The 3,263-nt window shown below is 47.3% G+C and carries 3 protein-coding genes and 1 pseudogene; 1 reads left to right on the top strand and 3 read right to left on the bottom strand.

The features are described 5' to 3' along the window. Positions 1-795 (bottom strand): phosphonoacetaldehyde hydrolase (phnX, locus tag ACRC27_RS01335; RefSeq protein ID WP_438638969.1); only part of this gene is annotated, 795 nt, incomplete at its 3' end. Positions 796-868: 73 nt separating this feature from the next. Next, positions 869-2,023, bottom strand: coding sequence for a 2-aminoethylphosphonate--pyruvate transaminase (phnW, locus tag ACRC27_RS01330; protein WP_438638968.1), 1,155 nt, complete (start codon positions 2,021-2,023; stop codon positions 869-871). Between the two features lie 205 nt (positions 2,024-2,228). On the opposite strand from phnW, the gene phnR reads away from it, so the two are divergent. After that, entirely contained in the window at positions 2,229-2,936 is a 708-nt protein-coding gene (gene phnR / locus ACRC27_RS01325; RefSeq protein ID WP_438621981.1) for a phosphonate utilization transcriptional regulator PhnR, read from the top strand. Positions 2,937-3,072: 136 nt separating this feature from the next. Here phnR and ACRC27_RS01320 read toward each other — a convergent pair. After that, a pseudogene (locus ACRC27_RS01320) lies at positions 3,073-3,263 on the bottom strand (glutathione S-transferase); the annotation flags it as partial.

Genomic DNA, 3,263 nt, shown 5'->3' with positions numbered 1-3,263 from the left:
GTTTTGTAATCGGCGGTTAATATCTTCAATAACAGGAATGATATCTGCCAACGTATCAATGACATAATGTGCGCCAGCGGCACGCAATTTATCACTCGCCGGTTGACGACGTTCTGCTATCTCTGCTGCACTCATCGCGCTGAACGCTTCCCATGTCACGCCAAATTCATTACCCGATACAGCTAAACCAACGGTCCACATACCCGCATTGAGCCCTTCGGTGATACCGGGTACGGAGTCATCCACTTTCACACAGTGCTGCACAGCATCAATACCCAACGCCAGCACATTGGCAAGCGCCATCCAGGGGCCGGGACGCGCGCCGGCGGCAAGATCATCACTGGCAACCCAATGATCGGGAGCATATCCATGTTGCGCTGCGACAGGCACCAACACCTCCATCACCGGACGCGGATAACCAGAACAAGAGCCGATACGCATTCCCTGATCACGTAACTGATTTAAGACCGGCAGTACACCCGGAATAGGTGTGGCAAAAAATTTTACGGCTTCGATTTGCAATGGCATAAACGTCTGATAAATCATATCGATATCTGATTTATCCATTGGGCGTCCAAACTGGGTAAACCAGCGCTGAGCCACTGAAGGTAAGCGGCTTAACGCTTCAATATGCGCCCATTTTCCCAAGCCCATAGGCTGTCTGGCTTCTTCTAAACTAACCGGAAAATCATATGCAACAGCAAATGCCTCGACAAAAATAGACGTTGGTGCAAAAGAGCCAAAATCAACAACTGTACCGGCCCAATCTAGAATTAACGCGTTAACAGCAGACATAAACAACTCCAAAAAGACAATAAAAAGCACAAGGCAAAATAATTACAGGGAAAACGAAAACTCAATGATCTACCTATATTTGCGTGGCAATCTCACTATCAGTTGAGCGCCAGTAACAGGCTTTGCTCACTGCCTGCAGCAGTTGCTCAATATGGTGTGGCGTAACATCACCAATATTACCAATACGAAAACAGTCAGCCTCTGATACTTTGCCGGGGTAAATCACAAACCCCTGTGCTTTCAGGGCCTGATAAAAATCCATAAAACGGTAATCAGGGTGTTTTGGTGAGTGAAATGCGGTAATAATCGGTGATTGCCATGCCTCTGGTAAGAGCGGCTTAAAACCTAAAGCATGCATTCCCTGTACTAATAGCGTTTGATTAGCCTGATAGCGCTCAGCACGGGCACTGATCCCCCCCTCTTCTTCTAGTTCTCTGAGTGCTTGAGCGAATGCTAATACCGTATGTGTCGGAGAGGTAAAACGCCACTTCCCGCCCTGTAATTCCATGGTTTTCCATTGCGCATGCAAATCTAGCGATACGGAACGCGCCTGACCGACACAGGCTTCAAGTGCTGAACGTCGGCCAATCACAAAGCCAAAACCGGGTACACCTTGTATGCATTTGTTGGCTGAACTGATCAAAAACTCAATCCCCAGCGCTTCAATATCCAGCGGAATACCACCAAAGCTGCTCATTGCATCAACAATCAACCTGATGCCCTGCTTACGGCACAATGCGGCAACATCAGCCAGTGGGTTTAACATGCCGGTGGTGGTTTCACAGTGCACCATGGCCAAATGCGTGATCTCAGGGTGACGTTGTAACATTAACTCTATCTGTATCATTTCCGGCCGCTGAGTTTCACCGCAATCAAGCACTACGTGTGATAACTTCAAGCACGCGGCCATTTCAACCATGCGCGCGCCATACGCACCATTATTGATAATTAAAAGGGTGTCAGTATTGCTGATGACCGACCCCAAAACACTTTCAACGACATAACTACCACTACCTTGCAGTAATACGCTGCTGTAGGCCTCTGGGGTGTCGGTGGCTAAACGCACCAATTCACGACGAATCGGCTCTACAATACCGAGGTTGTAATCAGTATCCCACGTACAGCTGTCTTGCAGCATGGCAGCACGTACGCTGAATGTGGTAGATAGCGGGCCCGGCGTAAGTAACAGGTAATCAACTGCCGAGGTTGCCGTAGGAATATAGCTCATCACATCACTCCATTGGTATAGACCAGTTTTAAAGTATTGTGGATGAGATACTGAATACGGTCAAAGGGGGGAACTGCCATGCAACAAAAAATTCATATTCACGGTCTAAGAAATTGGCAGCCAATCACGTAATCTGTTTGCATTCCAAACCATTAACCCGACAATATGTATGACAGAACAGACGTGGTAAGGGACACAAAACAGAATGACTAAGCCCCATTATTTGCGGATTAAAGATACGTTGGCGGCACAGATTCAGGCGGGAGACTTTACGGTAGGCAGTAAATTGCCTTCTGAACGGGCGTTATGTGAACAATATGACACCACTCGGGTGACTATCCGTGAAGCATTAACGCAGCTCGAAGCTCGGGGTGTCATTTATCGAGCGGATCGACGCGGCTGGTTTGTGACGCCGTCACGTTTTAAATTAAACCCACGTGTAACGTCGAATTTTCATCAAATTGTGCGGGAACAGGGTGGAAAAGCACAAACGGTATTACTCGAAAAGTACAGCCAAACGGTTCCCGTACTTCTGCATCAACGTTTACAACTGCAAGAGACCGACACCATTTTTTTCCTCAAACGGTTACGTTATGCCGATGATCGAGCAGTGTGTTATTGTGAGAATTACTGTTTACCTGCCCGCGTTCCCAGTTTGCTTGATCTTGATTTAAATGGCAGCCTAACCGAGTTATACCGCGATCATTTTCATTTGCAGTATGCCCGTATGCAGGTCTCTTTTTACCCAACCTCTCTACCAGATGAGGTCGCAAAGCTGCTGGGCGCGTCTTCAGGTTTACCGGCGTTGCGTATCGAACGCTTGAACTTTGATCAGCATGGCCGTGTACTCGATTTAGATATTGAGTACTGGCGGCACGACAGTCTGGAAATTGAAGTCGACACGCAGGATTAACCGGTAAAATTGGTGTCATCATCGAGCAAATTTCCCCTTCATGGCAAACCGAACCGTAAAATGTAGGTAGCACCAAGAAGGGGTAAATACACAGTGATAGCGTAAAACACCAGTAAAACACCAATAGAATGGAAAATTATGACAACGTCAGGCGAACGTCTCTCATAATTGTGCCAACACGGGTAATATCCTCTTCATGGTTTTGATCTCTCCACACTTCTTGCAGTGCATCGGCTTCCCACTGCAGAGTCTCTTTAAGTGACAAGATCAGTTCACAATATGCACGAGCCTCTTCACTCAACGGTAGCTGATAGGTTTGCAGCCGAA

Origin of the sequence: Plesiomonas sp. (assembly GCF_051650925.1) — a bacterium.
Lineage (GTDB): Bacteria > Pseudomonadota > Gammaproteobacteria > Enterobacterales > CAMTGL01 > Plesiomonas.
Note: the sequence above shows the minus strand (reverse complement) of the source record. Positions and strands in the feature narration are given on the sequence as shown.

What these genes read in the sequence shown, in the direction of transcription:
- phnW (WP_438638968.1), bottom strand. Translation starts at nt 2,023, where the DNA reads ATGAGCTATATTCCTACGGCAACCTCGGCAGTTGATTACCTGTTACTT.
- phnR (WP_438621981.1), top strand. Translation starts at nt 2,229, where the DNA reads ATGACTAAGCCCCATTATTTGCGGATTAAAGATACGTTGGCGGCACAG.